Here is a 25,771-nt window from a genome sequence, read left to right as displayed (position 1 = left end):
CCCGATAACTATTCGCAGTAGTTACCGGGCTCTTTTTAGGTGTATTGGCTATGCCGTTGCTTTTTAATTCGATTATTTAGCCAATAGGAAAATAACGTGATTGTTACTCCTACTTAAATAGGGGCAATAAAGATACAAATATGATGCTGAATATAATGTCACCTCCTCCCATGCTAGATACAGCATGGAAGTAAAACGACAATCTCATATTAGATTATTTGATGGTAAGGTAAATAAGGACATATTAATTGGAAATTTCAGGCTTTTTTGTAGATGAAGAAGTCCATGTTAATAGAATAGTCTATGATAATGATATTAATTTTAAGTTTGTAAGTAGTTATATAAAACAATAAAACCTCTTAGATGTAAAACTTAAGTATCTGTTTTAGGTTAGATCAACATAATGCATGATTATTAACTTGATGGTGAAAGCTCACTATATACTTGGTATTAGAAAAATTTAGTAAAAGATATTACTCGAATATGTTGTATATTAAAAATAGAACAGAAGTATGAATTATTCGTTGATATTTTAATCAATATTTTTGTTGGATGATTTTTTGTGGTGCTTATATTTTTGATAAAACTCAATGGGTTTATCGTAAAATGAAATATTATCCATTGAAATTTTTTTCCAAAAGACACCTCTTGTAGTTGATATTTTTACAAAAAGCGTATTATGATTTAATTTAAAATTATTTATTCCTTCATCTGCGATATCATTTGAAAAATCAAATCGAATTATATCTTTTGTACTTGAGTATGGTTCAATATTAATTGGAAGAGAATTATTATATAATGTAGAACTAAAATTATTTTTGGAACCTGCTGTGAAAAGTATTTCAGTAACACTTATATCTTTGAAAATTTGCTTGTTTTTAACCTCGTTATTAAAAAATATTGATTTTTTAACTCTTGAGTCATATACAGTGATTTTATTTATTCCAATAGGTAATTTAGAGAGATTCATAAAAGAGATGAAAATATCGAATTTTTTAGGGTTTTTAAATATTAGTGCTTCGTGTATTTCTATGTTGAGGTGCTTTTTTTCTTGCCATAATACCTTAAATAGTGTAAATGCAGATATAATAATAGCAATTAAGGACAACAAATCAGAATTAGTCATGGGTTCAACTCCTAATTTATTTAGATATAGTAATCAGATTATTTTTAGAGTAAAGGACAAAAGGTCCTTATTTTAAAATTACTGTAAAAAATGTTTTTGTTGCACGAATCTTTCTATTTATTCATCATGTATTTATATTTTTTAGTTAAATGTAGTTTTGTATTTATAAGTTTTATGAACTCCATAATAAGAATCAAGTGATTAAAGCTCCATAGTATAGTAGGTCATATTGGATGGACGTTTTATATAGATTGAACACTTCATAGTGGATATGTGATTTAGATTTTATACATTAGTTTGAATCTCATACATTTTTAGGAAATTCCTTCTTAGAATTAACTTCTTAACGACTTATTAAGTTTTTAGGCGTTATGCATCAAGTAATATTTATTGAATTATATTATTGTTAAATATACTTCGTAATAAATTTAGCTTTTAAACTAAGTAAGAAAGATGGGTAAATTACTGGACCAGTTTTATGCAAAAGAGAGTAATTATTTCTACACTAAAATTATACTCTACTAGAAATTAAGGATATTGTACACTTTTGACTTATACTATATCAACTTTACTTGGAATTAAAGGTAAAAATACCTTTTTGAAGACAAGAATAATGAAAAAATATAAAGGAAGTGACTTTTGTTTTAATTCGGTAAATTAAGTTGTTTCCCTAACCGAAGAGAACTTGAAAAAGTAATTACTGTTTCTCAGTATTTTTTCACTTTGTTTTTTGATTTTTGTGATCCAAATGAACTTAAATTGAAAAAAAGAAACTGTCATTAGTAACAATCAGCGTCGAGTTTATTTCCAAAACATCTATTATTTATTGAATATATTATTATATGTCATGTTATAGTCAAAAATTACTATTATAAAATAGTCGTTGAGTTGTAAGTTGGAAATTTTAAATCGTAGTTAATAACTAGGATTAGGGAGTTGTTTTGAAATTTCGTGAATAAGTACTTTATAAAAATTATTAGAAAATTCATACTATAATGAAAATAACATTTGCTTTCGTGCGCTAAAAGGTATAAGCTTGAATGAACACATGTAAAAAGGGGCTGTGCAAAATAGATATATTAATCGGTACAGGTTTATTGTTACTTATTTTAGTATTTTTCACTGTGTTCACGTATTATGCGCCAGATGGGCGTGCAGTCATGGGGGCTTTAGCAACAGCAGCAATTGCAACATTCTTAGTTGAGGCGCTGCAAGGGTTTGTATTGGGAGATATTTTCGATATTAAGTTTTTAAAGGAAACGGGTAGTCTAGCTGGGACATTGAGTGGGGTCATTGTCGCATTCCTAGTCGCATTATCGAGAAAGATCAATCCACAAAACTCAGCGTTGCTTGCGGTCGCATTTGCGGAAATCGGGCTGATTCCTGCATTGTTTGCGGCTTATCTGATGTCGTTTGTGATTCGCTTTATTGAAAAGAAAATTACAAACGGTATGGACTTTATTATCGTAGTATTATTCTGTATTCCAGTTGGACGATTGTTAGGGGTTTGGTTCACGCCACTAGTCGATGGTTCATTATTGAAAATCGGCGGTATTATCGATGTGGCGATGAATACAAGTCCATTGCTGATGGGTCTGATTCTTGGTGGTATTGTGACAGTTGTCGGAACATCACCACTAAGTTCTATGGCATTAACAGCAATGTTAGGCTTAACAGGTGTACCAATGGCAGTTGCGGCGTTAACAGCGTTTGCGTCTAGCTTTATGAATACAACGTTACTACATCGTTTGAAAATTGGTAACTTGAAATCAGTTATTTCTATTGCGATTGAGCCACTGTCAAAAGCAGACTTAGTGTCTTCTAACCCAGTGCCAATCTATGTGACGAACTTTATCGGTGGAGGACTAGCTGGTATGGTCATTGCTTACTCGGGGTTAGTCAATGATGCGCCAGGTACAGCAGCACCGACACCAGGTATTCTCGTTATGTTTGGTTTCAACCCAGCACTCGACGTATTAAAATACGCAGCCATCGCAGCTGCAATTTGTTTCATTGTCGGTTGGGTAATGTCATATGTATTTAGAAACTATCCAATCCGTAACAGTGAAGTGACGGGTTATAAATCTAAAATCATAGAAAACAAAGCTAATCCAACAGTGAATGAAGCATAGAAATAAAGAAACAACACACTAAAGGTACATACCTGAGGTGTGTTGTTTTTTAGTGCTGAAAATTGAAATTATTTATTAAGACTTTAATAGAACAATACACCTATTCCAATTCCAATGAGTACGATTGCCCATGAAGGTAGTTTGAAATAAGCTAATAAGACAAATAATATCGTTGCGAATGTGAAATCTAAAGGTTGTTTAACCGTAGAAGTCCAAATAGGTTGGTAGAAAGCCGAGATTAAAATACCAACCACACCTGCGCTGATACCTTTCAAAAAGCCTCTGGCATAAAGGTTGGACTTAAAACTATCCCAAAATGGCAAGACACCAAACAACAGTAAAAAGGCAGGTAAAAAGATTGCGAATGTCGCAAGCAACCCTCCTAGAACGCCTCCGATATTTGTGCCGATATAAGACGCAAAAGTGAATAATGGGCCAGGCACAGCTTGTGCTGCCGCATAACCTGTAATGAACTGATCAGAAGAAATCAATCCTTGCGGTACAAACTCCTTTTCTAACAGTGGCAACACGACGTGACCACCCCCAAAAACAAGTGAACCAGAACGATAGAAACTGTCGAACATTTTAATCCATATATTTTGAGTGGTTGCGCTTAAGATAGGCAATACAACAAGCAAAGAAACAAATAACGATAAAGAGATAATCCCTAATCTTTTAGGTAAATAGAACGCTTTAGAATCAGCGTCTGGCGCTGATGTAGGTTTAAGGAATAAGACACCATATAAGCCAGTTATAGCCAACGCAATCACTTGAATATAAATACTATTGATCAATAATGAGAGTGCTAACACAAACATAGCCAATGCGATGGTTGTTTTCGTATTGGTTAATTTTTTGCCCATACCAATAATTGCTTGTGCCACAATTGCGACAGCAACAAGTTTCAATCCTTGCATCCAAGTAAATGTGGTACCGTTATTTACAAATAAAGCTGAAAATAACATTAAAACAATCACTGAAGGCATAGTGAATCCTAGAAATGCGAGAATACCACCGAATACACCACCTCTGATGGTACCTATGCCGATACCAACTTGACTGCTAGCAGGGCCTGGAAGAAATTGGCATAACGCGACTAAGTCAGAGTACTCTCTTTCATCCAACCATTTTCTTTTCTTCACATATTCATCATAAAAATAACCTAAATGCGCTGTAGGTCCACCAAAGGACATCAAACCAAGTTTTAAAGCTACAATAAAAATGGTGAAATAATGAGACATAGGCAACTCCTTATATAAATTAGCATCAACTTATAGATTTTGCGTTAGTCTTCATTATATTTCGAAATGCGTAAAGGTGATGTATGGATTTTGTAAAGTTTATGAATGACATGTATTTGAGTTTTATGATCAATTCTATAGTATCTCTATATCAAAAGGACACTAAGAAGGGTTGTTCGTCTTCTGTTAAACATAAACGAATGCGTTCTGTGAAATTCCCCCAAGTGACCTTTTGCATGACTTCTTCATAAGTAAAGAATCCAACTTCCAAACTTTCATCGCTAGTCGTAAGTGTGCCGTCAATGTAGATTCCTTTAAATAAATGATTGATGATACTGTGTTCAGTATTTTGAAAGACACCACAGTATGTCGTGAGTTTGATGGTGACGCCGGCTTCTTCTTTCACTTCACGAATGACACCCTCTCGAATGGTTTCACCATTTTCAATTTGCCCGCCAGGAATTTCCCAGCCACGCAAAGGACTTTTGATTAAAAGTATTTTATTCTCATCATTTGTGACCACACATGAAGCGGAAACAATATGTTTTGGGGTCATCTTAATCCTCCTAGAGTTGTGTTATTGAATGATACTCGTTAAAAGTGAACAGCTAGTGTCTAAAAATATGTAAAAAATAATTTATAGTTAATAATTAGTTAATTCAATTGTAGTGTATGTCTGTTTTATAATAAAAGCATGTAAATTAAAGGAGACAACAACGATGAATTTTAAACAATTTTTACTGACAGGCCTCGCAAGTGTATTACTTGGATCAGCAGGTGCACATGTATTTTCATATCAAGCAGAAGCTGCCCAATTCGGCGCACACGAATTTCGTGATTACAGCGTACAACCTAAAGAAAACTTGAAAAACTTATTGAACGCGAGTCACTATTATAAAGACATGGCGAAAGAATCAGGTGCAACATTCTACCAGAATAAATTAAACCAAGCGATTTATTTTGCTAAGAAACAACAAAAGTCTAATAATGATTCACAAGTTGTGACAGCAATTAATCAACTTTCAGCTATCTATAATGAGGTATTTCAATTGCATTTGCAAACTGAAAAAGGCAGTGCCGACATCTTAAGTAAAAAAGCAGAACTACAAAACCTAATTGTAAAGGCAAACCATTTATTAACTGAAAGTCATCTTTCAATGAATCAAGATGAAGCGCAGCTAAAACAAACTGTTGCGCAAGCACAAGCTGTATTAAACCAAACAGCACCAGACTTTGAATTAGTGAATGCGATTAACGCAGTTCAACAACACATTCAAAATGCAGAGTCATATCAGGCATTTGTAGCACATCATTAATAAAGATATAAGCGATAGAACACAGTAATCTCTATAGGGTTGCTGTGTTTTTTATGTTCAGTTTTTTGACTGAGGGGTATATAGGTAAACATAACTACACATATGAGAGACAACATCCAAGGGGGGAATGTTATGTCTAAGGCATTATCGATTATTGTTCCTGTATATAATAAATCTCAGTTTTTACAACAATGTGTATCATCTATTGATGAGTTAAAGTTGAATCATGATGAGATAGAAGCCATCTTTGTTGATGATGTTTCAACAGATGACTCATTGGAACAATTAAAACAATTTGAACAAACGCGTGATTACATGCGTGTTATAGAGTTAGAAGTAAACAGCGGCAGTCCAGCTAAGCCGAGAAATGTGGGGATGGAAGCGGCTGAAGGCACTTATATTACGTTCTTAGATGCAGATGACTGGTTAGATACAGAAGGTTTTCCGAAGTTGCTTGACCAAGCTTTAACTACAGAGAGTGATATAGTGTTCGGTCAAAGTTTAAAACATAAGGACCAGTCTGTGAGCCAAATTGCGCGCTTTAGTGCTTATACAAAAGAAGAAGGACTTGTGCCTTACGAAATTGATAAAATCTTTCGTGCCGTCGGTCCACCTGGAAAAATAATAAAACAATCAGTGATTCAAGATCATCATCTTTATTTTGAAACGATGAAATACGGAGAAGATAAGTTATTCTTTACTGAAGTAATTGCGCACGCTAAAACAGCCGCTATGAATGATATCGTGGTCTATCATGTGAATCGATATGGTGCGAATCAATCATTGGTCAGTGAAACAGATATTTTTGAAAAAACAGCTTTTAATTTAGAAGTGTTAAAGCAGTTATTAGATTTAGACATCCCGGAGACTGCACGCAAACATGCGATCAGTCGAATAGTAGAAATGGATTATTTATCACGCTTATTCATGAATCGTCGCTTCTTAAAAAGCGCAGAGAAAAATAAATTCTATGAAGCTTTTGATCAGTTAGTTTCAACTTTAGACCAACATGACTTAGATATTAAAGATTACTTGACTGAACCGAAATATGAAAAAGTATGTGAATGCTTATTAAATAGCGATAAAGAAAAAGTAGAAGCGTTGATTACTTTATTAAGCGAAGGTATACGAGCACCACATTATATTGCAGACGGATTAGTATATTATCATTTGCCGGAAGACTTGCACACCGTTGAACCCTTATACGAACCCTTCTATGCGGTCTATAGCGGCACACATCTTAAAGATAATCAGTTCTATGAGGTTATTACGCTATATAAAGAGGATTCAACAGAAGTCGACGCAGTGCATTTGGTGAAGCTTTCTGATGAATCCGTTACGCAGGAAGTAACGTTTGAGCAGCAAGACAATCAGCTCTGGATACCTTCAGATGCATTAAACGTAGATTTCGATTTTAATCTGCAAGTTATTTATGATCACTACAAACCATTTTTAGTACACATGATGTTGCCAAGCATTACGGAAAATCATGCTTTAAAACGTCAAGGTCAGAAAGTAGAATTCGTTTCAACACAACAAGAACAAGCATCATCAGCTGAACCTAATGAGGTGGATACTACTAAATATTATGCAGAAAACCCAGGGAAAGTATGGGCGATTAAGAAGTTTAAAGTGTATGGTGATACTGAATTTACACAAGAACAAGCTCAATCTATGGAAGTCGGTGAGGTGTTTAATGTATCAGAGATACAGTATTCTAAAAAAGGGACACCGCGATTAGTATTAGAGGATGGGAACGTGATTACTGCGAATAAAAAGTTTGTCGAACAGTTAGACAGTGATCTGTCTGAACATTATATTGTAGACTGGCCAATCACGATTCAAGTCATTAAAAAGTGTAAAGCTTATGAAGATCGTAACTTTAAAACTGAAGCGGAATTCCAACCGAAGTTAAATGACACGATAGAAATAGATAAAATTGTGTGTTCTTCTAAAGGGACACCGCGCTTAAAAACAAAAGCGGGTTATTTTATCACCGCAAATCGAGATTTTGTGCAGGTTGTAAAGTAAGAAGAAGGGATGAAAATCTCTTCTTCTTTTTTGTTTGGATAACGTGGTAATGCGTTAAAGCATCATTAAATATTTTAAAGAAATCGGTTATGAATAGTATAAAATAACGTATATTGCTAGAAGGTTATTAAGTTTGTGAAATTATTATAAATATTGTTGACAGGGGATAGAGAAAACGGTAAGATTCAATACATAATTATTTTCTGACAATTCGAATATCATTGTATCAATTTGAATTGTAGGGTGCTATATCTATATACTATGAGGGGAGAGTATTTTATTGACTTCTAAAATTACTTATACAGACTTCACCTCAGACCCTTTTGAATCATTAGATGTTTCAGATGAAACAAAAGGTGCGTATCATGTTCTGAAATGGGCATATGATACTTACGGAGATGAAATTGTATATGCTTGCAGTTTCGGAGCAGAGGGCATCGTTCTGATTAACTTAATTTCGCAAGTGAAACCAGACGCACGTATCGTCTTTTTAGACACGGGTCTCCATTTCGATGAAACGTACGATTTAATCGACCGTGTTAAAGCAAAATATCCTAAATTGAACATTGTTATGAAGAAGCCAGATTTAACACTTGATCAACAAGCTCAAGAATATGGCGGTAATCTTTGGCGTAGAGATCCAAACCAATGTTGTTATATCCGTAAAGTTAAACCGCTTGAAGAAGTATTAACTGGCCAAACAGCTTGGGTATCAGGATTGAGACGTGAACAATCTCCAACAAGACGCAACACAAACTTTGTGAATAAAGACGACCGTTTTGAATCTATTAAAGTTTGTCCGTTAATCCATTGGACTTGGGATGATGTATGGGATTATATTAAATCGAATGATTTACCTTATAATGCTTTACATGATCAGAACTATCCAAGCATCGGATGCGCACCATGTACTTCACCTGTTTTTGAAGGCGGCGACTCTAGAGAAGGCAGATGGCAAAACAACATGAAAACTGAATGTGGTTTGCACATCGGACGTAAATCTTAATTTGAAAGTTACAATTAATTTTTTTGTATATAATTCCTAGTGGATATGTTGGAATTTTGAAAGCACAATGACTATACTTGAATTAAGTGTAGATATTTTTTTAGTTTCAATTCCTACTAAAAAACTAAGGATAAAATCTATCATATGGGGGGGAAGACACTTGAATTTATCAGCAACAAATAGTCCGTTCAACGATGAACAGGCACAACTCATTAATCAAGCGTTATCAACATTATCTAATGACCAGAAGCTCTGGCTTAGCGGTTATTTAACGGCACATCTCCAAGATGGCACAGCAACACAAGCACCTGCTTCTAGCGCAGCACCAACGCAGGCGTTAGCAGCACCAACGCAACAACAAGCTGTAGAACCACGCAAAGTCACTGTATTATTTGGTTCTGAATCTGGTAACGCACAGTGGGTGGCAGAATTACTCGAAAGTAAATTAAAAGAAAACGATTTTGATGCCACATTAACTGAAATGGACCAATATAAAACGAAAGATTTAAAAAATGTTGAAGACCTACTTATCGTAACGTCAACACACGGTGAAGGCGATCCACCGGATAACGCATTATCTTTCTATGAATTCTTATACGGACGTAAAGCACCTAAATTAGAAGGCGCACGCTTCTCAGTACTTGCTTTAGGTGACCAATCTTATGAGTTCTTCTGTCAAACGGGTAAAGACTTTGATGCACGTTTAGAAGAATTAGGTGCTGACCGTATTTTACCGCGTGTCGATTGTGATATTGACTTTGAAGAACTCGCAAATGAATGGATTGAAAACATTATTAATGAGTTAGGCGATCAAGAAGTAAAGCAAGTGGTTCAAGAGGCACAAGATGCGCCTGTTGAAGATGCTTCTGGACCCATTTACTCAAGAACATTTCCTTACGAAGCAGAAGTCTTAGAAAATATTAATTTAACTGGTCGTGGTTCTGATAAAGAAGTTCGCCACCTTGAATTATCATTAGAAGGTTATGGCGATGACTACGCACCAGGCGATTCCATTAATATCTTACCGGAAAATGACCCAGAACTTGTGGATGAAATTATCGATATGCAAGATTGGGTGGCAGAAAAAGATATTACTGTGAATACACAAGGTGACAAAATGTCGCTAGAAGAAGCATTGACGTCATACTTTGAAATCACAAAATTAACGAAACCATTAATCGAAAGTGCAGCACAGCTCTTTGATAATGAAGACTTATTAGATAGAGCCTCTGATAGTGAATGGGTGAAAGATTATATCTACGGTCGTGACTTAATAGACTTATTGAATGATTTCCCTACAGAGTCACTACAACCGAACCAATTACATCAAGTCTTAAGAAAAATTCCTGCACGCAGTTACTCTATTTCAAGCAGTCATAAAGCAAATGAAGATGAAGTACACATTACAGTATGTGCAGTACGTTATGAAGCACATAATCGTAAACGCTCAGGTGTCTGCAGTGTACAACTCGCAGAACGTGTAGAGCCGGGCGATAAATTAAAAGTATACTTGAAGAAAAATCCTAACTTTAAATTCCCATTCGATGAGAACACACCAGTCATCATGATTGGACCAGGTACAGGTATCGCTCCATTCCGCAGTGTCTTACAAGAACGAGAAGAATTGGATTTAACAGGCAACACATGGTTGTTCTTTGGTAACCCACACTTTACAACAGACTTCTTATACCAAACCGAAATTCAAGATTGGTTGAAGAGCGGTGTGTTAGAAAAAGTAGATTTAGCCTTTTCACGTGATCAAGAAGAAAAACGTTATGTTCAGCATTTAATCGATGAAAACAGTGCAGAATTTTATGAATGGTTAAGAAATGGCGCAGCAATTTATGTCTGCGGCGATGAAAAACACATGGCGAAAGATGTACATCAAGCCATCATTCATGTATTGGAAAAAGAAGGCGGCTTATCTGAAGAAGAATCAGAAGAGTACCTATCAGAATTGAAAAAAGAAAAACGCTATCAACGTGACGTGTATTAATTTTTGAGGAGGCAAATTATGGCTGAGAATAACAATGATTTATATAAAGGCTTAGATGATTTAGAACGTAATAAAGGCGAAAGCAATTATTTGCGCGGTACCATTGCACAGGGTTTAAAAGACCCTGTGACTGGTGCAATCGCTGATGATGATACCAAGTTATTAAAATTCCACGGCAGCTATATGCAAGATGACCGTGACTTACGTCAAGAACGACGCAAACAAAAATTAGAACCTCTCTACGCATTTATGATTCGTGTACGTATCCCTGGAGGCCGTGTTTCCACGGATCAATGGTTGAAGCTAGATCAATTGGCAGATGATTATGCAGGTGAACAAATTCGTTTAACCACACGTCAAACTGTACAGTATCATGGGATTTTAAAACGCAACTTAAAAAAATCAATGCAAGCGATTAACGCAGCTGTACTTGATTCAATCGCAGCGTGCGGTGACGTCAATCGTAATGTCATGTGCAACCCTAATCCCTACCAATCTGATGTGTATAGTGAAATAAATGATTATGCGGATAAAATCAGCGGACATTTATTACCGAAGACGACAGCGTACCATGAAATTTGGTTAGACGGTGAAAAAATCATCGATTCTAAACAAGAAGATCATGAACCTATGTACGGTAAAACATACTTGCCGCGTAAATTTAAAATCGGTATTGCGTTACCACCTTCTAACGATATTGATGTCTATTCACAAGACATCGGCTTAATCGGTATCGTTGAAAATGATGAATTAACCGGCTTTACAGTAACTGTCGGCGGCGGTATGGGCAGTAAGCATGATGATTTAAGAACACATCCTCAAGTCGGTAAAGTATTAGGTTATATTCCTAAAGAAACAGCACCGGAAGTTTGTGAGAAAATCTTAACGATTCAACGTGATTTCGGTGACCGTGCAGACCGTCAACAAGCGCGTTTCAAATATACAGTGGAACGTAAAGGCGTGGATTGGATTCGTGAAGAATTAAATCGTCGTTTAGGCTGGGAAATCGAAGATGCGAAACCATTTGAATTTGACAGTAACGGTGACCGTTTAGGTTGGGTTGAAGGTTCAGGTAAGTATCACTATACATTATTCATTCAAAATGGTCGTATTAAAGATACAGAAGACTTTAAGTTGAAAACAGCGATTAAGAAATTAGCGCAAACACATAAAGGTGAAATTCGCATGACACCGAACCAAAACCTGATTTTTGCGAATGTTGAGAAAGAAGATAAAGCCGCTATTGATGCGATTATCGAAGAGTATGGTTTAACAGACGGCAAAAATTACAGTGGTTTACGTCGTAACTCTATGGCTTGTGTGGCCTTTCCGACTTGCGGGCTTGCGATGGCAGAGTCAGAACGTTATTTACCTTCTTTAGTGACTAAAATTGAAGACATTTTAGATGAATTTGGTTTACGAGAAGAAGAAATCACGATTCGTATGACAGGTTGCCCGAACGGCTGTGCACGTCCTGCATTAGCTGAAATTGCTTTTATTGGTAAAGCACCTGGTAAATATAATTTCTATTTAGGCGGTAGCTTTATCGGTGAACGTTTGAATAAATTATATAAAGAAAATATCGGAGAAGCGGAAATTTTAGAAAGCTTACGTCCAATTTTAGAACAATACAGTAAAGAGCGTGAAACAGGGGAACACTTCGGTGACTTTGTAGTACGTAAAGGTATTGTAGAAAAAGTTACAGATGGTCGTGACTTCAGATAAGCAGTAAGCATTACCTCAGAAAGTGACGTATCTACGCACTTGGATACGTCCTTTCTCCAGTAATGCCCAACATCTATTTAAATAAAACAAAGAGGTGATCGAATGGGAAAAGTATATATCGTAGGCGCAGGTCCCGGAGATCCGGATTTAATCACAGTAAAAGGTGTCAAAGCTATAGAACAAGCCAATGTGATTCTATATGATCGCCTCGTTAATAAGGCCTTATTGCAATACGCAAAGCCGAATACAAGATTGATTTATTGTGGGAAAGACCCGAGTGGTTTATCAATTCCTCAAGTAGAAATCAATGCATTAATGGTGAGTTTCGCACGTAAAGGTCTTACTGTAACAAGATTAAAAGGCGGAGATCCTTTCTTGTTCGGTAGAGGTGGAGAAGAAGCGGAAGTTCTGGCAGAACATCACATCGCTTTTGAAATTGTACCTGGTATTACCTCAGGTATCGCCGCACCTGCTTATGCAGGTATCCCAGTTACACATCGAGACTATAGTTCTTCTGTCGCATTTGTGACAGGTGTTAATAAAGAAAAAACGTTAAAAGAAGATTATTGGAAACATTTAGCATTAGGTCCTGAAACACTGTGTATTTACATGGGTGTCAGCAGGTTGCCTGAAATCTGTCGTTTGTTAGTGCAACATGGCAGACCGAAAGATACACCTGCCGCATTGGTTTATCAAGGAACAAGCGGAGTTCAACAAACTGCAGTCGGTACTTTAGAAACCATTGTTGATGTCGCAAAAGATTTTAAAAATCCATCGATGATTGTAATCGGTGAAGTCGTACAATTACGTGAGAAAATCAGCTGGTTTGAATCTGTTTCAGCCCAAGCAGCAGCGCATCAATAAATGTGTCATACCGGCAAGGAAGACATATTAAGTTCATTTTTTTAACTTTAATTCCTTGTAAACTGATAAGAATAGTATCGTCTATGTACTACACAACATAAATAATATGAAAATTCTAACAATCAAAACTTGATTATTGAAAGAAAGGAGCAAAGACAATGAAAAAACTATTAATTATTGCCTTCGTAGGGTTTTTTGCACAATTGGTTGATGGTTCCCTCGGCATGGGCTTCGGCGTAACATCATCATCGATTTTGTTATCGCTTGGTTTAGCACCAGCCATTGTATCAGCGACAATCCATTTTTCTGAAATTGCGACAACAGCAGCATCAGGTGTTTCGCACATGTCATTCTCTAACGCAGATAAGCGTTTAATACTGAAATTAGCGGTGCCGGGATCGATGGCAGCTTTCATTGGTGCAGCGGCAGTCAGCCATCTGCATGCAGGTTTAGTTAAGCCTGTCGTTGCTTTGTTCCTGATTACCATCGGTATTTATATTTTAGTTCAATTTGCGTTTAAACGCGGACAAACTAAAAAGCTGACAAGAGGGTCAGAGTTGAGTAATAAATTTATGTTTCCGCTTGGTGCGACTGCTGGATTTTTAACAGCTATCGGTGGAGGCGGCTGGGGACCAGTCAATACTTCTGCATTACTTGCACGTCGTGATATCAATGTTCGTCATGTTATCGGCAGTGTATCTATCAGTGAGTTTTTCGTAACGATTGCAGCGTCTATCAGTTTCTTGATTTTCTTACCCCTTCATTTAATTAATTGGGGATTGGTTCTGGCATTAAGTGTCGGAGGCGTTGCGGCTGCACCATTTGCGGCATGGCTCGTTAAGATCATCCCAGTGAATGTCCTAGGCATTTTTGTGGGTGGTTTGATTATCTTTACCAACAGCAATACTTTGTTGAACGCATTTGGTGCACCGGGTGAAGCGATTGCTTTCGTAAGAATCGCAGTGGTTATCGGTTGGTTTGCATTATTGTTTGTCATTTTGCGCAAAGAAGGTAAATTATCGAACTTTTTTCACAAAAAAGAAGCAAATAAAGTAGGAAGAGTAAAACAATAAGAGGAGATGAGTTAAATGGCTACAACAACACAAATTTTAGAACATACGAACACACCGCATGGTGGTAAGTTAATTAATCGTCAACTTGAAGGAGCAGAACGTGAAGCATTAATTGAAGCAGCAGCTGCTTTTAAAACATTAACGTTAAACGCATGGAGTTTATCTGACTTAGAATTAATCGCAATTGGCGGGTTCAGTCCATTAACAGGATTTATGGGAGAAGCGGACTATCAAAACGTCGTTGAAAACTTACATCTTGCAGATGGAACGTTATGGAGTATTCCAATTACTTTACCAGTTAATGAAGCAGAAGCGGACCAATATGAAATTGGAGAACAGATTGCGCTTTATGGAGAAGATCAACAGTTATACGGTGTCTTAACTTTAGAAGAAAAATATACGTATGATAAAGAAAAAGAAGCACAAAATGTTTATGGAACGACAGAAGAAGCTCATCCAGGCGTCAAAAAAGTATATGACAAAGGTAATGTGTATCTAGCAGGTCCGATTCAATTAGTAAATCGTCCAGACCATAGTGAGTTTGAAGAATTTGAATTAGATCCGATTGAAGTACGTCAAATGTTTCATGATTTGGGCTGGAAAACAGTCGTAGGTTTCCAAACACGTAACCCAGTACATCGTGCACATGAGTATATCCAAAAAAGTGCGTTAGAAACAGTTGATGGTCTCTTATTGAATCCATTAGTAGGCGAAACAAAGTCTGATGATATCCCAGCGGATGTTCGTATGGAAAGTTACCAAGTGATTTTAAAACACTATTATCCAGAAGATCGTGCACGCTTAGCGATTTATCCAGCTGCGATGCGCTATGCAGGACCGCGTGAAGCGATTTTACATGCGATTGTGCGCCAAAACTATGGTTGTACACATTTCATTGTAGGACGTGACCATGCAGGTGTAGGTGACTATTATGGTACATATGAAGCGCAAGAGTTGATTACGAAATATCAAGAAGAGTTGGGCATTCATATTTTAAAATTTGAACATGCTTTCTATTGCACGAAGTGCGGTAATATGGCGACAGCGAAAACGTGCCCGCATGGTGCAGAACATCATGTGCATTTAAGCGGGACAAAAGTCCGTGAAAAATTACGTAATGGAGAATCTTTACCGAAAGAATTCTCACGTCCTGAAGTCGCTGAAGTGTTAATTCGCGGTTTACGCAGACATAGAGAACAAAATGAGGAGGCGTAACGATGACAAAATCTCAAAATATTACATGGCATGATTCAGAAGTAACGAAAACAGAACGTCAAGCTCAAAATGGCCATAAGAGTGTAGTCCTATGGTTCACTGGTTTATCCGGTTCAGGTAAGTCTACCATCAGTGTTGCTTTAGAAAAAGCATTATTCGAACGTCGTATTCATGCGTATCGTTTAGATGGAGATAATATCCGTCATGGTTTAAATAATAACCTCGGTTTCAGTCCGGAAGACCGTAAAGAAAATATCCGTCGTATCGGTGAAGTCAGTAAATTATTAGCAGATGCAGGACTGATTACATTAACGGCGTTCATCTCACCTTATCGTGAAGATCGTGATCGTGTCCGTGAAATTTTAGAAGATGGCGAATTTATCGAGGTATATGCGAAAGCCAGTGTTGAAACGTGTGAGCAGCGTGACCCGAAACAGTTGTATAAAAAAGCACGTGCAGGAGAAATTAAGAACTTTACTGGTATTGATGCGCCATATGAAGCGCCAGAACATGCGGAAATTGTCGTGGATACAGAGACAACTTCTGTGGAAGAAGTGGTTCAGCAGATTCTAAACTATTTAGAAGACAAACAAATTATTTAATATCCCGAGCACACACAAACCTTAAATTGTGTGTGCTTTTTTGGTGGATAATATCACGGTTAAGTTTTGCGATTATTCTGAAATTGAATTAAAATAGAAGTGTACAATAATATATGGAACAACAAGGAGAGTCGAACAACATGGCAGAAGTAAAAGGCAAAGTAGCAATGGTGACAGGCGGCGGACAAGGTATCGGAGAAGCAATTTGTCGCAGACTCGCAAAAGACGGTTTTAAAGTAGGTGTGGCAGATTTTAATGAAACAACTGCAGAAGCGGTTGCACAAAGCTTACGTGATGAAGGTTATGAAGCGCTTGCGGTTAAAGTAGATGTATCAGATCGTGATTAAGTCTTCCAAGCAGTCAATACAGTGAAAGATCACTTCGGAGATTTCAATGTGATTGTTAATAACGCTGGATTAGGACCACAAACACCACTTGATACAATTACGTATGATCAATATCGCAAAGTTTTCGATGTAAACGTCGGCGCAATTTTCTGGGGCATTCAAGCAGCGGTTGAAGCTTTTGAATCATTTGGTCACGGTGGTAAAATTATTAACGCTTCTTCTCAAGCAGGACAAGTCGGAAACCCAGGACTTGCATTATATGGCGCAACTAAATTCGCAATCCGCGGAATTACACAAACTGCAGCGCGTGACTTAGCTGATAAAGGTATTACTGTGAATGCGTATTGCCCAGGTATCGTTAAAACACCGATGATGGAAGATATCGCACAAAAAACAGCTGATGAAGCAGGTAAACCATATGAATGGGGTATGGAACAATTCTCTAAAAATATCGCATTAAAACGTTTATCAGAACCTTCAGATGTTGCAGCATGTGTATCTTATCTTGCAGGACCAGATAGTGATTATATGACTGGCCAAGCTTTAATTATTGATGGCGGTATGGTCTTCAATTAATACAAGACATAAGGAAAGGCAAGTGCACCTAAACAGGACACTTGCCTTCTTTTTATTTTCTAGGAATACCAATCGCATGACCGAGTTGTTTCGGTGTTTCAAATTCCCCTTGTTCCTCATAATATGTTTTGATGTTATCAAAAACAAAATCTGGAAAAGCACTGCTGCGACGTTGTTGGTTATCAATAGCCATCATGATAACCTCATACGTTGCAGTCGGGACTTGATCTTGATTAAACAACTTTAAAAAGAAATGTACACGTTTGTGGTCATAGTCATAAACATAAACTTCTACCGTAAACGTTTCATCTAGCAACATTTCTTTTAAGTAAGTGATATGTGCTTCTAAATTAAAAATTGTTGTGTCATGTTTTTGTCGGTAATCAATCGAGAACCCCATTTTCGCAAAGAAACCGACGACCGCATCACTGAAAATTGAAAAATACTGTGCATCATGTAAATGTTGATTATGATCAATCCAAGAAGGATGCACCTTATCCTCATAAGTATAAATGTACCCCATATTTAATTTTCCCCCTTTAATGCATATAACTGCAGTGTATCATATAAATGAAATCGATAGCTTGGACGTACTTTCTTTAGACTATGATGACATTCGTATGAAGTGACTAAAGCAGGAGAAACGTTCCTGAAATTGAAACAGGGTTAGAATTATTTTATTCGCACATTCTAAAAATGAATTCAAATTATCAATTTAAGTAAGAGATACAATACCAACTATTTTGCTGAAGTGTATTATCAATGAAATTTATCATCGAAAAAGTATAGTAAATGTTAAAGAATGTATAAAGAATAGAACTAAAATATTCTTCTGTATAAAGTTAACTATTTTATGAAATTTGTGTATAATGATTTGTAATAATGCAACACATTAAACAAATGGGGGGATATCATGAAGAGGCTATTATGTTTATTAAGTGCATCAGTATTAATTTTAGCGGCTTGTGGTGACAAAAAAGAGGAGTCGGAGAAAGAGGAGACATCTAGTTTAGATGCGAAACAAGCAAAAACAAAAGAAAAACCTAAAATTAAAGATAACGCAGTTGAAATCAAAGGGGTAAAGGTGAAAATTGTGGGTACAGAAATTGTGCCTAAGGGGACAACCGAATATCAAGATGATGATGTTTTAGTTGTAAAATATGAAGTGACGAATAACAGTAAAGATGACAATGAAGTTAAACCAACTAGGTCTTATTTGAAAGTGTTTGAAGCGTATCAAGATAGTAAAGATTCAGAAAAGCGCTTAGATTACGGTCATGTAAGAGGAGAAACTTATGATAGTGAAAGAGATAAAGGTGAAGATAATATTAAAAAAGGAAGTACAATTTCATCTATTGAAACGTACAAGTTAAATGATTTAGAGTCACCTGTGTTATTAAAAGCGAAAGATCAAGAGAACTACGAGGATCCAAACATCGGTTCAATCAAAATTAATATTAAAGACAAGAAATCATCTGATAATAAATCATCTGATAAGAAGTCATCTGAAGACGATATTAAAAGTGAGGATATGACTGACTTATAAGAAATCAAAACACTGGAATAAACGATATTTCAGTGTTTTATTATGTTGGTTTAAATCAATAAAGTTTATCAAATAAGTTGAAAAAATAAGTTAATACGGTATGATAGTAATAAATAAAATAGTTCTTATTAAGAGTGAGTGGAGGGACTTGGCCCTGTGAAGCTCCAGCAACAACCGCAAGGTGACGTGCTAAATCCAACAAGGTAACTTGAAAGATAAGAAGACGTACGTGAAGCGCTTCTTCTTGCAAGGAGGGCTATTTTATTTATCCAAAATGAGAAAAAGGTGGTAAATAAAATGACAACATTCGCTAAACAACAAATCAAAGAGAAAATGCAAGAGCTGGAACAATGGGAGAATTATGAACCAATGAATATGGCTAGCAGTATGGGAAGAAAAGCCCAAATTCATGATATTGAGGCAACAATCAGACAAATGGTTCCATTGGAAGTGATTAAAGATTGGCTAGAAGAAAAGTAAGAAAGAAGAGAAGTTCATGATCGCAATCAGTGCGTGTTTAATTGGAGAGAATGTACGTTACGACGGCAGTCATAAATTGAATGATACATTACGCCAACTTGTTCAAGAGGATAAAGCGATAGCGCTATGTCCTGAAGTATTAGGCGGTTTGACTACACCGAGACCAGCAGCTGAAATTGTTGGCGGGGATGGCTTTGATGTGTGGTCAGGTCGTGCTAAAGTCATTGCGACGACAGGTGAAGATGTTACGGAGGCATTTAAAGAAGGTGCATTAAAGACATTGGAATTGCTACAAGCACATCAATGTACGGCAATGATTCTAAAGTCGAAAAGTCCTTCTTGTGGAACCTGTGAGATTTATGATGGGACATTCAGTGGAGACTTGAAATCCGGCGAGGGTGTCTGTGCAGCGTTATTAATACGGCACGGAATTACAATTATGAATGAATTAAACTGGAGAGAAAAATTAGATTTCACGTCGATTTAATTTTTAGTGTGAATTTTCTTATTGACAGAATATTCTTTTAACTATAGACTAGGATTAATTCAAATAATATTAATTGATTATGATGAGTAAAGTACATATTGAAGAATTAACAGAGAGCTTTTGGTTGGTGTGAAAAAGTAATTCGACAATATCGAAAATGGACTCTGAATCTGTCAGCTGAATCATTAAGTTGGCACGTGTTAGCAAACGTTACCACTGCTCGAGTATGATAGTACTGTTGAGGAGAAGTATGGACTTCTTGAAACTGGGTGGTACCGCGCAGAATCGAATTCTACGCCCCTGTAAAGCTTTAGATAGGCTTTATGGGGGCTTTTTTATTATTTGAAATAAGAACATAAACATAGGGGGAAGTTAAGATGAGTGAATTATTACGTTATGATATTGTAGGAAGTTTCTTAAGACCAGAGGCATTAAAAGAAGCGCGTGCAGCGTTCGAAAAAGGAGAAATCGATCAAGCTGCCTTAAGAGAAGTAGAAGACCGTGAGATTAAAACATTGATTGAGAAGCAAGTAGAGAATGGTTTGAAATCTATTACAGATGGAGAATTTCGTAGAAGCTGGTGGCATTTAGATTTCTTCTGGGGATTGAATGGTGTAGAAACAGTTAAAGATGAAGGCGGATTTGAGTTCGATGCGGTTCAATCTCGTATTGAAACAGCACGTTTATCAGGCCCGATTTCAGGAGACAATCATCCGTTTGTGGCAGACTTCAAATTCTTATTAGCTCATACACCAGAAGGTATCGAGGCACGTCAAACTGTACCAGCACCTGCCAGACTCTTCTCAGAGCTGACACGAAAAGAAAATATTGAAGCAACACGCAAATATTACGAAACAGATGACGCATTAATTGATGCTATTGCGGATGCATATCAAACAGTGATTGAAGATTTATATGAAGCGGGTCTCAAAACGATTCAATTTGACGATACAACATGGGGGCGTTTAGTCGGAGACCAAACTGAAATTAACGGTAAAAACGGTGACCAACAAGAAAAAGAACGCTTAAAACAATTATTCAAAGACGTGAATAACCGCGCAATTGAACGTTTACCTAAAGACTTGCGTGTTCAAACTCATATTTGTCGTGGTAATTACCGTTCAACATGGTTCGCATCAGGCGCATATGACAGTGTCGCAACACCATTGTTCGACCAAGAAAATGTAGATGCTTATCTTTTAGAATACGATAGTGATCGTTCAGGTGGATTTGAACCGCTTCAATACGTATCAGATGATAAACAAGTCGTATTAGGTCTCATTACTTCTAAAGATGGTGAATTAGAAGATATAGATGAAGTCATAAAACGTATTAAAGAAGCGTCACAATATATCCCGTTAGACCGTTTAGCTTTAAGTACACAATGCGGCTTCGCATCAACAGAAGAAGGTAATAACTTAACTGAAGCACAACAATGGGCTAAAATTCGTTTAGTCAAAAGTATTGCGGAAGAAGTATGGCCTGAAAAAGTAAAAGGTTAAATCATCAATACATTAATGAATGATAGAAGATGAATTTCACTAGAGAAGGTGGAATTCATCTTTTTTTATTCATTTCTTTAAGTTAACTTCACAAAAGTCACCAAGCTGACAAAGATTTTTAATCACTACCTTGTATTATTTAATAGTAAGGGGTATATTATAAGTGAACTACTATTAAACATTAAACAGTACTGAATAATGTGTTGGAGGTTTGCTATGAATATACAATTTAAGAAAGGCGCACTTGAATTTTTAGTCTTGCTTATTATTCAAGGTGAAGATCAGTATGGCTATTCACTTGTACAAAAGATAACACCGCGTATCACAATCGCAGAAGGTACCGTCTATCCTTTAATGCGCCGTTTAGTTAAGGAAGGTTATTTAACAACTTATTTTAAACCGTCGACAGAAGGACCAGCACGCAAGTATTACCGAATTACCGAAGAGGGTCATGAACGTTTAGAAGCACTACTTGAAGAATGGAAGGCCTTTACAGAAGCTGTAGATTTATTTATTGAGGAGAGTGAGAGAGATGAGTAAACAAGAATATTTACAGTTATTAAATCGTTATTTAACGCGCGTTTCACCGGAAGAACGCCAAGATATTTTAAACGAGTATGAAACACACTTCATCAGTGGTAAAGAAGCAGGAAAAACTGAAGAAGAAATTTCCCGGGAATTAGGTAATCCGAAAGACATCGGGCGTGAAATGAGTGCGAATGCGGCGGTAGATAAAGCAGAATCTTCTCGCAATGCCGGCAATGTCACGAATGCTGTGTTAGCGGTTATGGGATTAAGTATTTTAAACTTCTTCGTTATTACCATTGTAATTGCGACATGGTTCGGTGTGCTTTTATCTTTAGGTGTGGCGACGCTTACTTTTCTAGCTGCACCTATATTCTTACTGGTCAAAGGCATGATAGATGGATTTGGAGAAATTATTCCTCTAGATATCTATGTTTCATTTACATGCTTTGGAATCGGATTGATGTTATTTACAGTAACGTACCTTGCTTATAAATGGAGCTTCGTTCTCTTTATGAAATATTTACGTTGGAATATTAAAGTTGTGAAAGGAAGTGCGCAATCATGAAAAAAGCATTGTTGATTATCTTTAGTATAGGCTTAGTGATTACAGTCGGTTTCGGAATTGCGGGCTATGTAGAAGGAAAAAAACAACTTAAAAAAGCTGATAATCCAATTCATTACACAAAAGACTATAAGCATGAAGATGCGAAAATAAAAAACTTGAAAATCAATACGGATACTTCAAACGTCATCATTAAAAAAGGTGACCACTTCCATGTTAAGGGGGAAGGTGGTATTAAAGGAAAAACAAAAATTAACAGTACTATCAAAGGTGATACATTAGCAGTTGAATCAAAACTTCCAAACCCTACGATCAATTTTACATTTGGAAATATTACAAACAGTACTATCACAATTACAGTACCTGAACGTCAATTGTCAGATGTGACAATTTACAATGATACAGGAGACATGACAATTGAAGGTTTAAAAGCGAATCATTTAGAAGCGCAATTGGATACAGGAGAGTTAGTGTTAAAAGCAGCTAATCTTAATAAAGTAGATTTAACAAGTGATACAGGTGATATTGAAATCACGCAAACACTTTTCAAAAATATGAGAATTGGAAATGATACTGGCGATACTGAAGTCAAAGGTATCAAAGGCGATGTGAATCTCCAAGTACAATCAGACACAGGTGATATTGAGGTAGATTATGCAGAACCACCTAAAAATACTAAGGTTATTCATAAAGAAGATGTAGATATGGATATTCATCAACCTGCTTTAAAAGCAAAACGTTATGGCAATGCTTCGCACACAATTGAATTAGAATCAGATACAGGTACAGTAGAAATTAATTAAAGTTATCACTATGAGCACCTAAGCAGAGAAGTTCTGTCTAGGTGCTTCTTTATATTGATAAAATTAATATTTTTAAATTTATTTTCGTATATAAGTTTAATTACTTTTTTCTCGTTTGTGTATACGTTAGAATGTCTTTTGCGAAAATGAAAGAAAGGAGAAATATATGATTAATCTGTTATCAGCCATTGGATCTATCGGGACATTTATTATGGCTTTGTTCTATTTAGTGTCTGTATCGATTCAACTCTATCAACTGCGTATTTCATTTACGCCAGCCATTGGTTTTAATCAAATTTTACTGCAGACAAGTAAAAATGATCGATTGAAGTTATTTAATATCAGCGCAGCAAACCAAGATAGCAATCGCTTTTTAAAGCTGTATAACTTAGGCGGCGGTGCCGCAAAAGAAGTGATAGTCACAATCACACACATGGGTAAAGAAGAAGTACTTCAAAGGAAATATGTCAGTATTTTACCAAGTAAAGAGTATTATCTTGTGCCTATTAATGAAGGTGTCTTTCATGAATTAGAAGAAACGATTCAACAGAATGGCTATGAAGCAGCTTTAAAAGTAGATATAAACTTCAAACACAACTTAAGCCGTAAAACACAGCATATAGAGTTATTCGGTAAAATCGATAGTTTCAATCAATTAGATGAAAATCCAATCTATGAATTGCAGTTTGTTCAAAAATCTGCGATTAACCAATAGTGAATGGGCTCCAAAATATCAAGTTTGGGGTCTTTTTTTATGTATGAGCATAAATACTTGCATTATTCCTAAAGTAGTATTATTATATGAAGTATAATAATTATATCAGAAGAACAACGTCCTCATTATAAGATAGAAAAGAGTAGAAAAGGGAAGTTATTCAAAGATAAGGAGATGAAATAAATGAACAACAACAACTTAAAAGGTATGCACCATGTCACTGCGATTACAAGTGATGCGATTAAAATATATGATTTCTTTACAGACGTATTAGGTCTAAGATTAGTGAAAAAAACAGTAAACCAAGATGATATCCAAACGTATCATTTATTCTTTGCGGATGATGAAGGGAATGCAGGAACAGATGTCACATTCTTCGATTTCCCTGGAATTCCTAAAGGTACACATGGAACAGATGAAATTGCACGTATTACATTACGTGTACCATCAGATGCGGCGATTGAATTTTGGAATGACCGTTTAAGTGAGTTTGACGTGAAACATGAAGCGCCAACAGAACTATTTGGTAAAAAAATCTTACGTTTTGAAGATTTTGATGGCCAACTTTACACATTAATTTCTGATGAATCAGATTCAGCAGACAGTGTAGAACCAGGTGTTGCTTGGAAAAATGCGCCAGTACCAGAAGAATATGCGATTGTCGGTTTAGGACCTATCGAATTAAACGTGAGCCGTTTCGATCCATTCAAACAAATTTTCGAAGAAGTATACGGCTATAAAGAAGTTGAATCCGAAGGCGACTATCATTTATTCGAAACAGGAAAAGGCGGTAACGGCGGACAAGTTATCGTACGTAAACTTGGCGGCAACCCAGGTATGCAAGGTTATGGTACAATCCATCACACTGCGTTCCGTGTGGCTGATAAAGATGAATTAGATGTCTGGATTGACCGTTTGAATAAATATCAAATCGGCAACTCTGGATTTGTAGAACGTTACTTCTTCAAATCACTTTATTCTAAATTCTATCCAGGTATCTTAATTGAAATTGCGACAGATGGTCCAGGTTTCATGGGAGATGAACCATACGAAACAGTAGGTGAAATCTTATCATTACCACCATTCTTGGAACCAAAAAGAGAACAAATCGAAGCACAAGTACGTCATATTGAAACAACGCGCCACAACCAACCAGGCCGTACAAATCAATAATTTATCACTAAGGAGGCAGGTATCATGGCTTTAGATACAATGAAGCACATTTTTAGAAAAGGTCAAAGTTCAGATCAACCTACATTCATCTTATTACACGGAACAGGTGGAGACGAATCTGATTTATTCCCGCTCGCATTACGTTTGAACCCAAACTATAACATGTTAGGTGTGAAAGGAAATGTGGATGAAAATGGTATGACACGTTTCTTCAAACGTCATGGTGAAGGTCAATATGATTGGAAAGACTTAGAAGAACGCGGCACAGAATTATATGAGTTCTTACAAGCAGCCGCAAAAGAATATGACTTTGATTTAGAAAATGCAATCTTAGTTGGTTTCTCAAACGGTACGAACATTGCGATTAACTTACTATTACGTGAGGAAACTAAATTTGCGAAAGCATTATTATTCGCAGGGCTTTATCCAACACACATTGACCATGTGAAAGATTTAAGTGGCACAGACATCTATCTTTCAATGGGTACGCATGACCCTATCGTACCTGTATCTGAAAGTGAACGTTTAATTGATTTATTCCAACGTTCAGGTGCGAATGTTACAACACATTGGACACAATCACACGGCATTACTGAAGAGTCACTTAATGAAGCAGTGAAAGTTGTGAACGAACAATAAACTTAAATAATAGCTTAATAGACACGTGATTGAAGGACCTCCAGACCATTTCAGTCAAACCCCGTAATTAAGCACTCAGGCTTTTT

General features: G+C 36.4%; 25 protein-coding genes, 1 pseudogene, 1 riboswitch and 1 other annotated feature. Of the genes and pseudogenes, 21 read left to right on the top strand and 5 right to left on the bottom strand.

Going from position 1 to position 25,771, the window contains the following annotated elements; all coding sequences use genetic code 11:
• Positions 1-35 precede the first annotated feature (35 nt).
• Both HMPREF3270_RS14375 and HMPREF3270_RS02720 read right to left on the bottom strand, forming a co-directional pair.
• Positions 36-101 (bottom strand): hypothetical protein, encoded by a 66-nt coding sequence (locus HMPREF3270_RS14375; protein WP_107552666.1) that lies wholly within the window; start codon positions 99-101, stop codon positions 36-38.
• Positions 102-532: 431 nt separating this feature from the next.
• On the bottom strand, positions 533-1,126 hold the full coding sequence (locus HMPREF3270_RS02720) for a hypothetical protein (protein ID WP_070848114.1): 594 nt from the start codon (positions 1,124-1,126) through the stop codon (positions 533-535).
• A 1,070-nt stretch (positions 1,127-2,196) separates the two neighbouring features.
• Here HMPREF3270_RS02720 and HMPREF3270_RS02715 point away from each other — a divergent pair.
• Positions 2,197-3,258, top strand: a complete 1,062-nt coding sequence (locus tag HMPREF3270_RS02715) for a PTS sugar transporter subunit IIC (RefSeq protein ID WP_031262374.1) — start codon at positions 2,197-2,199, stop codon at positions 3,256-3,258.
• Positions 3,259-3,341: 83 nt separating this feature from the next.
• Here HMPREF3270_RS02715 and chrA read toward each other — a convergent pair whose 3' ends face one another.
• Both chrA and HMPREF3270_RS02705 read right to left on the bottom strand, forming a co-directional pair.
• Entirely contained in the window at positions 3,342-4,499 is a 1,158-nt protein-coding gene (gene chrA, locus HMPREF3270_RS02710; RefSeq protein ID WP_070848112.1) for a chromate efflux transporter, read from the bottom strand.
• Between the two features lie 151 nt (positions 4,500-4,650).
• The gene (locus HMPREF3270_RS02705; RefSeq protein ID WP_002480347.1) at positions 4,651-5,055 is read right to left on the bottom strand and encodes an NUDIX hydrolase; all 405 of its coding nucleotides are present in this window, start codon (positions 5,053-5,055) and stop codon (positions 4,651-4,653) included.
• 163 nt (positions 5,056-5,218) lie between these two features.
• Here HMPREF3270_RS02705 and HMPREF3270_RS02700 point away from each other — a divergent pair, with 163 nt between their 5' ends.
• The 10 genes and pseudogenes from HMPREF3270_RS02700 to HMPREF3270_RS02655 all read left to right on the top strand — a co-directional run bounded on the left by HMPREF3270_RS02700 (position 5,219) and on the right by HMPREF3270_RS02655 (position 17,250).
• Entirely contained in the window at positions 5,219-5,815 is a 597-nt protein-coding gene (locus tag HMPREF3270_RS02700; RefSeq protein ID WP_057510328.1) for a complement inhibitor SCIN family protein, read from the top strand.
• 132 nt (positions 5,816-5,947) lie between these two features.
• Positions 5,948-7,846: a glycosyltransferase family 2 protein gene (locus tag HMPREF3270_RS02695; RefSeq protein WP_070848110.1), complete on the top strand. Its 1,899-nt coding sequence runs from the start codon at positions 5,948-5,950 to the stop codon at positions 7,844-7,846.
• Positions 7,847-8,126: 280 nt separating this feature from the next.
• On the top strand, positions 8,127-8,852 hold the full coding sequence (locus HMPREF3270_RS02690) for a phosphoadenylyl-sulfate reductase (protein WP_002480350.1): 726 nt from the start codon (positions 8,127-8,129) through the stop codon (positions 8,850-8,852).
• 160 nt (positions 8,853-9,012) lie between these two features.
• Positions 9,013-10,848 (top strand): assimilatory sulfite reductase (NADPH) flavoprotein subunit, encoded by a 1,836-nt coding sequence (locus HMPREF3270_RS02685; RefSeq protein ID WP_070848108.1) that lies wholly within the window; start codon positions 9,013-9,015, stop codon positions 10,846-10,848.
• Between the two features lie 18 nt (positions 10,849-10,866).
• Positions 10,867-12,573 carry an NADPH-dependent assimilatory sulfite reductase hemoprotein subunit gene (locus HMPREF3270_RS02680; protein ID WP_002480352.1) on the top strand — a complete coding sequence of 569 codons (1,707 nt, stop codon included), beginning with the start codon at positions 10,867-10,869 and terminating at the stop codon, positions 12,571-12,573.
• A 102-nt stretch (positions 12,574-12,675) separates the two neighbouring features.
• Positions 12,676-13,437, top strand: coding sequence for a uroporphyrinogen-III C-methyltransferase (cobA, locus tag HMPREF3270_RS02675; protein WP_002480353.1), 762 nt, complete (start codon positions 12,676-12,678; stop codon positions 13,435-13,437).
• A gap of 158 nt (positions 13,438-13,595) precedes the next feature.
• Positions 13,596-14,510, top strand: coding sequence for a sulfite exporter TauE/SafE family protein (locus HMPREF3270_RS02670; protein WP_060804226.1), 915 nt, complete (start codon positions 13,596-13,598; stop codon positions 14,508-14,510).
• Between the two features lie 15 nt (positions 14,511-14,525).
• Complete coding sequence (gene sat, locus HMPREF3270_RS02665) at positions 14,526-15,725, top strand: sulfate adenylyltransferase (protein ID WP_070848106.1); 1,200 nt, start codon at positions 14,526-14,528, stop codon at positions 15,723-15,725.
• Between the two features lie 2 nt (positions 15,726-15,727).
• Positions 15,728-16,327, top strand: coding sequence for an adenylyl-sulfate kinase (cysC, locus tag HMPREF3270_RS02660; RefSeq protein WP_070848103.1), 600 nt, complete (start codon positions 15,728-15,730; stop codon positions 16,325-16,327).
• Positions 16,328-16,467: 140 nt separating this feature from the next.
• Positions 16,468-17,250, top strand: a pseudogene (locus tag HMPREF3270_RS02655) ((S)-acetoin forming diacetyl reductase).
• A gap of 52 nt (positions 17,251-17,302) precedes the next feature.
• On the opposite strand, the gene HMPREF3270_RS02650 reads toward HMPREF3270_RS02655, so the two are convergent.
• Entirely contained in the window at positions 17,303-17,773 is a 471-nt protein-coding gene (locus tag HMPREF3270_RS02650; RefSeq protein WP_070848101.1) for a thioesterase family protein, read from the bottom strand.
• A gap of 390 nt (positions 17,774-18,163) precedes the next feature.
• Here HMPREF3270_RS02650 and HMPREF3270_RS02645 point away from each other — a divergent pair, with 390 nt between their 5' ends.
• From HMPREF3270_RS02645 to HMPREF3270_RS02600, 10 genes are all read left to right on the top strand, one after another.
• A complete protein-coding gene (locus HMPREF3270_RS02645) occupies positions 18,164-18,796 on the top strand; it encodes a DUF5067 domain-containing protein (protein ID WP_023014910.1) in 633 nt (210 codons plus the stop codon).
• Between the two features lie 122 nt (positions 18,797-18,918).
• Positions 18,919-19,018: riboswitch (SAM riboswitch) on the top strand.
• A 75-nt stretch (positions 19,019-19,093) separates the two neighbouring features.
• Positions 19,094-19,276, top strand: a complete 183-nt coding sequence (locus HMPREF3270_RS02640) for a hypothetical protein (RefSeq protein ID WP_023014911.1) — start codon at positions 19,094-19,096, stop codon at positions 19,274-19,276.
• Between the two features lie 16 nt (positions 19,277-19,292).
• Positions 19,293-19,763: a 2-thiouracil desulfurase family protein gene (locus tag HMPREF3270_RS02635; protein WP_061054948.1), complete on the top strand. Its 471-nt coding sequence runs from the start codon at positions 19,293-19,295 to the stop codon at positions 19,761-19,763.
• 70 nt (positions 19,764-19,833) lie between these two features.
• Positions 19,834-20,068: a binding site (T-box leader), on the top strand.
• 72 nt (positions 20,069-20,140) lie between these two features.
• A complete protein-coding gene (locus HMPREF3270_RS02630) occupies positions 20,141-21,265 on the top strand; it encodes a 5-methyltetrahydropteroyltriglutamate--homocysteine S-methyltransferase (protein WP_002480362.1) in 1,125 nt (374 codons plus the stop codon).
• Between the two features lie 216 nt (positions 21,266-21,481).
• A complete protein-coding gene (locus HMPREF3270_RS02625) occupies positions 21,482-21,805 on the top strand; it encodes a PadR family transcriptional regulator (protein ID WP_002480363.1) in 324 nt (107 codons plus the stop codon).
• On the top strand, positions 21,798-22,358 hold the full coding sequence (locus tag HMPREF3270_RS02620; RefSeq protein ID WP_023014914.1) for an HAAS signaling domain-containing protein: 561 nt from the start codon (positions 21,798-21,800) through the stop codon (positions 22,356-22,358). The genes HMPREF3270_RS02625 and HMPREF3270_RS02620 overlap by 8 nt, the downstream gene beginning before the upstream one ends.
• Complete coding sequence (locus tag HMPREF3270_RS02615) at positions 22,355-23,158, top strand: DUF4097 family beta strand repeat-containing protein (RefSeq protein ID WP_060804222.1); 804 nt, start codon at positions 22,355-22,357, stop codon at positions 23,156-23,158. Before HMPREF3270_RS02620 ends, HMPREF3270_RS02615 begins: the two co-directional genes overlap by 4 nt.
• A gap of 166 nt (positions 23,159-23,324) precedes the next feature.
• A complete protein-coding gene (locus tag HMPREF3270_RS02610; protein WP_002480366.1) occupies positions 23,325-23,873 on the top strand; it encodes a hypothetical protein in 549 nt (182 codons plus the stop codon).
• Between the two features lie 183 nt (positions 23,874-24,056).
• Complete coding sequence (locus HMPREF3270_RS02605) at positions 24,057-25,046, top strand: ring-cleaving dioxygenase (RefSeq protein ID WP_023014916.1); 990 nt, start codon at positions 24,057-24,059, stop codon at positions 25,044-25,046.
• Positions 25,047-25,085: 39 nt separating this feature from the next.
• The gene (locus HMPREF3270_RS02600; RefSeq protein ID WP_031262377.1) at positions 25,086-25,685 is read left to right on the top strand and encodes an alpha/beta hydrolase; all 600 of its coding nucleotides are present in this window, start codon (positions 25,086-25,088) and stop codon (positions 25,683-25,685) included.
• Positions 25,686-25,771 lie beyond the last annotated feature (86 nt).

The organism is Staphylococcus sp. HMSC65H10 (genome assembly GCF_001839185.1).
Lineage (GTDB): Bacteria > Bacillota > Bacilli > Staphylococcales > Staphylococcaceae > Staphylococcus > Staphylococcus simulans.
The sequence above is the reverse complement of the archived record's forward strand: the minus strand, read 5'-3'. Positions and strand labels throughout refer to the sequence as shown.

Coding starts and splice junctions, on each gene's coding strand:
- HMPREF3270_RS02635 (WP_061054948.1), top strand. CDS start 19,293: ATGATCGCAATCAGTGCGTGTTTAATTGGAGAGAATGTACGTTACGAC.
- chrA (WP_070848112.1), bottom strand. CDS start 4,499: ATGTCTCATTATTTCACCATTTTTATTGTAGCTTTAAAACTTGGTTTG.
- HMPREF3270_RS02670 (WP_060804226.1), top strand. CDS start 13,596: ATGAAAAAACTATTAATTATTGCCTTCGTAGGGTTTTTTGCACAATTG.
- cysC (WP_070848103.1), top strand. CDS start 15,728: ATGACAAAATCTCAAAATATTACATGGCATGATTCAGAAGTAACGAAA.
- cobA (WP_002480353.1), top strand. CDS start 12,676: ATGGGAAAAGTATATATCGTAGGCGCAGGTCCCGGAGATCCGGATTTA.
- HMPREF3270_RS02605 (WP_023014916.1), top strand. CDS start 24,057: ATGAACAACAACAACTTAAAAGGTATGCACCATGTCACTGCGATTACA.
- HMPREF3270_RS02620 (WP_023014914.1), top strand. CDS start 21,798: ATGAGTAAACAAGAATATTTACAGTTATTAAATCGTTATTTAACGCGC.
- HMPREF3270_RS02700 (WP_057510328.1), top strand. CDS start 5,219: ATGAATTTTAAACAATTTTTACTGACAGGCCTCGCAAGTGTATTACTT.
- HMPREF3270_RS02600 (WP_031262377.1), top strand. CDS start 25,086: ATGAAGCACATTTTTAGAAAAGGTCAAAGTTCAGATCAACCTACATTC.
- HMPREF3270_RS02645 (WP_023014910.1), top strand. CDS start 18,164: ATGAAGAGGCTATTATGTTTATTAAGTGCATCAGTATTAATTTTAGCG.
- sat (WP_070848106.1), top strand. CDS start 14,526: ATGGCTACAACAACACAAATTTTAGAACATACGAACACACCGCATGGT.
- HMPREF3270_RS02630 (WP_002480362.1), top strand. CDS start 20,141: ATGAGTGAATTATTACGTTATGATATTGTAGGAAGTTTCTTAAGACCA.
- HMPREF3270_RS02695 (WP_070848110.1), top strand. CDS start 5,948: ATGTCTAAGGCATTATCGATTATTGTTCCTGTATATAATAAATCTCAG.
- HMPREF3270_RS02705 (WP_002480347.1), bottom strand. CDS start 5,055: ATGACCCCAAAACATATTGTTTCCGCTTCATGTGTGGTCACAAATGAT.
- HMPREF3270_RS02640 (WP_023014911.1), top strand. CDS start 19,094: ATGACAACATTCGCTAAACAACAAATCAAAGAGAAAATGCAAGAGCTG.
- HMPREF3270_RS02680 (WP_002480352.1), top strand. CDS start 10,867: ATGGCTGAGAATAACAATGATTTATATAAAGGCTTAGATGATTTAGAA.
- HMPREF3270_RS02720 (WP_070848114.1), bottom strand. CDS start 1,126: ATGACTAATTCTGATTTGTTGTCCTTAATTGCTATTATTATATCTGCA.
- HMPREF3270_RS02615 (WP_060804222.1), top strand. CDS start 22,355: ATGAAAAAAGCATTGTTGATTATCTTTAGTATAGGCTTAGTGATTACA.
- HMPREF3270_RS02610 (WP_002480366.1), top strand. CDS start 23,325: ATGATTAATCTGTTATCAGCCATTGGATCTATCGGGACATTTATTATG.
- HMPREF3270_RS02650 (WP_070848101.1), bottom strand. CDS start 17,773: ATGGGGTACATTTATACTTATGAGGATAAGGTGCATCCTTCTTGGATT.
- HMPREF3270_RS02625 (WP_002480363.1), top strand. CDS start 21,482: ATGAATATACAATTTAAGAAAGGCGCACTTGAATTTTTAGTCTTGCTT.